Source organism: Inquilinus limosus MP06 (genome assembly GCF_000767795.1).
GTDB classification, from domain to species: domain Bacteria; phylum Pseudomonadota; class Alphaproteobacteria; order DSM-16000; family Inquilinaceae; genus Inquilinus; species Inquilinus limosus_E.
The window spans coordinates 1-6,205 of the sequence record NZ_JANX01000379.1 but is presented as its reverse complement, the minus strand read 5'-3'; the positions used below and the strand labels follow the sequence as shown (position 1 = coordinate 6,205).

7 protein-coding genes are annotated in these 6,205 nt (G+C 71.3%); 5 read left to right on the top strand and 2 right to left on the bottom strand.

Annotation, left to right across the window (positions count from 1 at the left end; genetic code table 11):
* A partial coding sequence (locus P409_RS41415) for a helix-turn-helix domain-containing protein (protein ID WP_343285522.1) occupies positions 1 to 80 on the bottom strand: 80 nt, incomplete at its 3' end.
* Positions 81 to 205: 125 nt separating this feature from the next.
* Between P409_RS41415 and P409_RS23505 the strand changes: the two genes are divergently transcribed.
* From P409_RS23505 to P409_RS23485, 5 genes are all read left to right on the top strand, one after another.
* Entirely contained in the window at positions 206 to 835 is a 630-nt protein-coding gene (locus tag P409_RS23505) for a glutathione S-transferase family protein (RefSeq protein WP_034844411.1), read from the top strand.
* Positions 836 to 1,005: 170 nt separating this feature from the next.
* Positions 1,006 to 3,123 carry a 2Fe-2S iron-sulfur cluster-binding protein gene (locus tag P409_RS23500; RefSeq protein ID WP_034844410.1) on the top strand — a complete coding sequence of 706 codons (2,118 nt, stop codon included), beginning with the start codon at positions 1,006 to 1,008 and terminating at the stop codon, positions 3,121 to 3,123.
* A gap of 281 nt (positions 3,124 to 3,404) precedes the next feature.
* On the top strand, positions 3,405 to 3,953 hold the full coding sequence (locus P409_RS23495; RefSeq protein WP_052121269.1) for a hypothetical protein: 549 nt from the start codon (positions 3,405 to 3,407) through the stop codon (positions 3,951 to 3,953).
* Positions 3,950 to 4,528, top strand: a complete 579-nt coding sequence (locus P409_RS23490; RefSeq protein WP_052121267.1) for a hypothetical protein — start codon at positions 3,950 to 3,952, stop codon at positions 4,526 to 4,528. Before P409_RS23495 ends, P409_RS23490 begins: the two co-directional genes overlap by 4 nt.
* Entirely contained in the window at positions 4,525 to 5,118 is a 594-nt protein-coding gene (locus P409_RS23485; protein ID WP_034844409.1) for a hypothetical protein, read from the top strand. The genes P409_RS23490 and P409_RS23485 overlap by 4 nt, the downstream gene beginning before the upstream one ends.
* Positions 5,119 to 5,154: 36 nt before the next feature.
* On the opposite strand, the gene P409_RS39140 is transcribed toward P409_RS23485, so the two are convergent.
* On the bottom strand, positions 5,155 to 6,205 hold a 1,051-nt coding region (locus P409_RS39140; RefSeq protein ID WP_052121265.1), incomplete at its 5' end, for a hypothetical protein.

Genomic DNA, 6,205 nt, shown 5'->3' with positions numbered 1-6,205 from the left:
ACGGCGGGCGGCGACAGGGCCAGGCGCCGGGCCGCGGGGGCGAAGCCGCCGGCCTCGGCAACGGCGACGAAGATGCGCATGCTGTCCAGCCGGTCCATCGGATTATTCCGCTGGTTGAAACGGTGATCTGTCAAGCGCACACATTCTCGATAGATTGAGGAATGGGCATCTTGGTGGCATCGACACTCCCTGAAAGGCCGCCGACATGCCTGTTCCCGCCCAGCCCATCCGCCTTTACCGCTTCGGCCTGTCCGGCCATTCCCACCGGGTCGAGCTGTTCCTGTCGCTGCTGGGGCTGCCCTTCGAGGCGATCGACGTCGACCTGCCGGGCGGCGAGCACAAGACCCCGGCCTTCCTGGCGCGCAGCCCCTTCGGCCAGGTGCCGGCGATCGAGGACGGCGATGTCGCGCTGGCCGACAGCAACGCCATCCTGGTCTATCTCGCCGACCTCTATGACGAGACCGGGCGCTGGCTGCCGCGCGACCCGCTGGCCGCGGCCGAGGTGCAGCGCTGGCTGTCCGTCGCCGCCGGCTTCCTGGCCTATGGCCCGGCCGCGGCCCGCCTGGTCACCGTGTTCAAGGCCCAGCTGGACCATGAGCGCGCCAAGGCGATCGCCGCCCGCCTCTACGGGGTGATGGAGAGGCATCTGGCCAAGGGCGGCTTCCTGGCCGGGCCGCAGCCGACCATCGCCGACATCGCCAACTACACCTACACCGCGGTGGCGCCCGAAGGCGGCGTGTTGCTGCAGGATTATCCGAACATCCGCGCCTGGCTGGCCCGGATCGAGGCGCTGCCCGGCTTCGTGCCGATGCCGCGCACCGCCGTGGCCGCTTGAGCCGACGTTTTCAGCTCTCCCGCCAACCCAGACGTCATTGCGAGCGCAGCGAAGCAATCCAGGGCTGTTCGGCGTGGCCCCTGGATTGCTTCGTCGGCTCCGCCTCCTCGCAATGACGGCTTGGGCGGGAGGGACACCGCGCAACAGCACTGCCTCTCCTGAGGTGCACCATGTCCGATACCGCCACATCGGCGCCGGCGCCGCTGCCCGGCTGGCCGCATCACGCGGCGCCCTTCCATTCCGGCGAGCAGGCCGCCCAGGCCCGGGCCGGCGTGCGCGAGCGCATGGCGTCGGCCGGGCGCCGGGTGATCCGCGGCATCATGCCGGACCAGCATCGCGACTTCTTCGCCATGCTGCCCCTCCTGGTGGTCGGCAGCCTGGATCGGCAAGGCCGGCCCTGGGCGTCGATCCTGTCCGGCCGGCCGGGCTTCCTGCATTCGCCCGACCCGCGCACCCTGACCGTGGCGGCGCGGCCGGCCTATGGCGACCCGCTGGGCGGCAACCTCGCCGTCGGGTCGCCGGTCGGGCTGCTCGGCATCCAGCTGGAGACCCGGCGGCGCAACCGGATGAACGGCACCGTCACCGAATGGGCCGAGGGCCGCTTCACCGTCACCGTCGGCCAGAGCTTCGGCAATTGCCCGCAATACATCCAGGCGCGGACGCCGGCCTTCGTCGCCGAACCGGACAGCCTGGGCGCGCCGCGGCCGGTGCATGAGGAGGGGTCACTGCTGTCGCCACGGGCCGCTGCCCTGGTCGCGGCCGCCGACACCTTCTTCATCGCCAGCCGGTCGGCGAATGCGCAGAAGGGCGATGCCCCGTCCGAGGGCGTCGATGTCTCGCATCGCGGCGGCCGGCCCGGCTTCGTCCGGGTGGCGGAGGAGGGCGGGCGGACGGTGCTGACCGCGCCGGACTTCGTCGGCAACTTCTATTTCAACACCTTCGGCAACATCGAGGCCGACCCCCGCGCCGGCCTGGTCTTCGTCGATTTCGACACCGGCGGCGTGCTGCTGCTGACCGGCTCGGCCGAGGTGGTGTGGGACGGGCCGGAGGTCGCATCCTTCGCCGGGGCGGAGCGGCTGCTGCGCTTTCGGCTGGAGGAGGGGCGGTGGATCGAGGACGCGGTGCCGCTGCGCTGGTCGGCGCCGGAACAGGCGCCGCAGCTCGCCGCCACCGGCACCTGGGAGGAGGCCGGCCGGGCGGCCGCGGCGGAAGCCGCGCGCAACATGCTGCGCCCCTTCACCGTGACCCGGATCGTGGAGGAGAGCGCGACCATCCGCTCCTTCGTGCTGGAGCCGGCGGCCGGCGGCAGCGTCGTCGCCCACCGGCCCGGCCAGTTCCTCCCGATCGCGCTCGACATCCCGGGCCGGGACCGGCCGGTGCGGCGCACCTACACCCTGTCCGACGCGTCGGACGGCCGCAGCTACCGGATCAGCGTCAAGCGCGAGACCGGGGCGGATGGCCGCCCGGGCGTGGCCAGCCACTGGCTGCACGACCATGTCCAGACCGGCGACACCATCCGCGCTTTGGCGCCGCGCGGCGACTTCGTGCTCGATGGCGACAGCCGCCGGCCGGTGCTGCTGCTGTCGGCCGGCGTCGGGGTGACGCCGATGATCGCGATGCTGAACGACCTGGTCGGCCGCAACCCGGACCGGCTGCGCCATCCAGGCCGCGGGATCTGGTTCGTTCATGCCGCGCGCGATGCCGCCGAGCATGCCTTCGCCGGCCACCTGCGGGCTTTGGCGACACGGGTGCCGACCCTGACCGTCCATGTCCGCCACAGCCGGCCGCGGCCGCAGGATGTGGCAGGCCGCGACTATGACGATGCCGGGCATATCGACGCTGCGCTGCTGCGCCGGCTGCTGCCGCTGGACGATTACGACGTCTATCTCTGCGGCCCCGCCGGCTTCATGCAGGCGATGCGCGCGGCGCTCGGCAGCCTCGGCGTGCGGCCGGAGCTGATCCGCAGCGAGGCTTTCGCCGCCGGTTCCGCGGCGCCGGTCGATCCAACGACCCTGCCGCCGGCGGTGGCCGAGGCGGAGGTCGAGTTCCGCGCCTCCGGCCGCAGTGCCGTGTGGGATCCGTCCAGGGGCTCGCTGCTCGACCTCGCCGAGGCGGCGGGGATCCAGGCGCCGTGGAGCTGCCGCTCCGGCCTCTGCGGCACCTGCGCCGCGCGGGTGGCGGATGGCGCCGTGACCTATGCCGAGCCGCCGGCCGGCGCGCCCGGGCCTGGCGAGGCGCTGGTGTGCTGCGCCGTCCCCGCCAGCGATCGGGTGGTGCTGGAGCTGTAAGAGACCGTTCGGAAATGCTACTGGCGCGGCCGTCTGACGGCGGTTTTCTGCGCTTCCGGTGCTCACGCACCAAACGTGCGCTGCGCTCCGGTTCTCGAAACCGCCGCCAGCCGACTCTCGCAGCGCATTTCCAAACGGTCTCCAAGCCCGGATTCCCCTTGAATCCGGAACCAATTCCGCCGCCATGTGTTCGATCGGTCCTGTGGGTGGGGGAAGGGCTTCGGCTCCATCATATGTCCGCGGCAAAACGATTAGGGCTGGAGGGGTGGCGGAGCCGGACCATGGTCTGGCTGACCACGGGCATCGGCGGCTTCCTGGCCGCCGGCGTGGTCCTGGTCATGACCATCGCCTCCTACCGCACCGACAAGCCGCTGCCCCGTTTCCCGGCCGGTGCGACGATCGAGGCGGGCGAATGGCGCCTGGTGCCGCTCAGCGTGCGGATCGACACCGCCACTCCGGACGGGCGCAAGGTCCGGGACGGGCAGAAGGCCGTGGTGGTGGAGATCGAGCTGACCAACCGCACCGCCGAATCCAGCAACAGCTTCTATCGCCTGCTGACGCCGGACCTGCCGGTCGGCAAGGGCCAGCCGGACGTCTTCCTGCTGCGTGACCGCGAGCGCGCCGCAGAGCTGCATCCGGACATGACCGAGCGCCTGGCGATTGTCTGGACCCTGCCGCAGGACGCCCCGGTGCCGCCGGTGCTGAAGCTCGCCGTCCACGCCTCGGACTTCAAACGGCGCGACAACCTTCGGGGACAAGGCGGCTGGGGATACAACCCGCATGTGGCCGGCATCATCGACATGCCGGTCCAGGGGGGCGGCCCGGCATGATCCGATGGTTCGGCCGCCTGGCGGCGCTGCTGGTCGCCGCCGCCCTGCTGCTGGCGATGCAGTGGACCACCCCCTATTATGACCGCAAGACCGACCCGATCCCGGTCTATGGCCAGATCGGCGATACGGTCACGGCGCGGAAATTCACCATCCGGCTCGAGACGGTCCAGTTCGCCAAGCAGCTCCGCTTTACGGCCTACGGCAAGGAGGTCGTCCGCGACACCTCCGGCCTCTGGGCGGTCGTCACCGCGACCGTGGCGGCGCGGTCGGAGAGCACGCTGGTCTACGAGGCCGACTGGGAGGGGCCGACGGGGCTGCGCTATTCCCTCAGCGACCGCCTGTCCGGCGTCAAATCCCTGTTGTCCGGCGCGTCGCTGCAGCCCGGCCTGCCGCGACGCGGCTGGTTCATCTTCGAGATCCGCGAGGACCAGGCCCGCGGCGCCACCTTCGTCGCCCCGAAGATTGGCCTGACGCGGCTCGACTCCATCGTCCGCATCGGCCTCGGCGGCGGCAGCGGATCGCTGCCGATCGCCGACAGCCTGGACCTCGACCGCACGCCGGGGACGATCCCATGACGACGGCCGAGCAGCCCGGAGACGCCACGACCCTCGTCCCGACCGATACCGATGAGCGACGCTGGCGGCGCCGCTGCCTCTGGGGCCTGCTGATCGCGCTGCCTGCCGTCTACCTGCTGACGGCGAGAGGCCATCTGGAGGAGTGGTGGCAGGGCCAGGAGCTGTTCGAGGTCGGCGTGTCCGCCGGCATGGAGACCCGCTTCGCCGGGGCCGACTGGAAGCTGGAGACGGTGGAGGTGCTGCCGCTCAAGGATTCCGGCTGGCCGCGCGTGCAGGGCGTACCCGTCCGGGTCCGCTTCCAGGCCACCGTGCGGGAGCCGAACATCGACGTGCTCTGGCAGCGCTGCCAGGTGGCGCTGCGGGACGATCAGGGCCGACGCTGGTCGGCCAGCGGCTTCGGCGGCCCGCGCTCGACCGAAGGCACCATGACCTGCGGCGCCGCGACGCTGGAGCCGCGGGCGCCGGGCACGGTGCTGCGGATCGAGCAGGATTTCACCGTGCCGCACGACGTCGCCGGCAAGGTGGAGCCGACCGTCAGCATGGATGGCGAGCGGCCCCGCTACCTGCGCTTCCACCTGGAATCGATGTAGGCGGCCGGATCTTGGGTTCGTCGGCGCGAACCCAACCTACGCTGCGGCCTCGTCGGCGGCCTTCACCTCCGGCTCGGCCGGCGCCTGCGACCGGGCGAAGGCGATCTCCAGCACCGCCGCGACCAGACACATCCGCAGCGGTTCGACCAGGATGCCGGACGTGGTCCCCGACAGGTCGCCGAGCAGCAGCGACAAGCCGTCGACGAACAGCTGCTCCAGGTTCATCGGGTGTGGGCCGATCACATGGGTCGCGCCCATCCACAGCCAATCGGCGGCCCAGCCGATGGCGCGCCAGCCGACGACCAGGATCAGCAGCAGGGCGAGGTCGGCATGCAGCGCCAGCCGGATGCTGTTGGCGACGGGAAGGTAGCGGCTGCGATACCCGTTGACGAAGTGGCCGATGAAATCGCGGATGAACTTCGGCAGGGCGGCATAGCGGCTGCCGATGCGCTCCAGCCGCCGGTGCCGCATCCAGCCCGGGTCGCCGCCCAGGTCGTGGCCGTAGATCAGCGCCGCCAGCACCAGCCAGATCAGCGGCAGCAGGGCGTAGAAGAACAGGCCGGTGGCGACGGTCGTCGCGTCGGGCGGCGCCCATTCCACCGGCTCGGCGGCGGCGAAGGCGGTGGAGATCGGGGTCAGCACCGCCTGCCAGATGCGGCTGAGCCATTCCCAGGCCGTGCCGCTGGCGACCCAGGCGATGGCCTCGTCCTTCCACTGCGATAGCACGAACAGGCCGATGAACACCCAGTTGGTCTCGCACAGCACGATCAGCAGCTTCCAGACCGGCGCGCCGGTCCGGTCGCGCAGCGCCTTGAACAGCCGGCGCAGGATCCAGGTGGCGACGACGGAGACGACCAGCCAGCGGGCGCCGATGGCATCGAGCAGGTTGCCGCTTTCGCCGAACGGCGCGAGGTCCAGCCCCAGGATCGAGTATTCGCGGATGGTGTCTTCAAGAAGACCCCAGGCCGCGTAATAGGCGAAGAACGGCACCAGGGCGATGGTCAGGGTGGTGGCGAAGCCGGCGAGCCGCTGCCGCCGCGTGACTGCCGCCGGTGGGACCGGTGCCGGCGAGGTGGCCGGGCTGCCT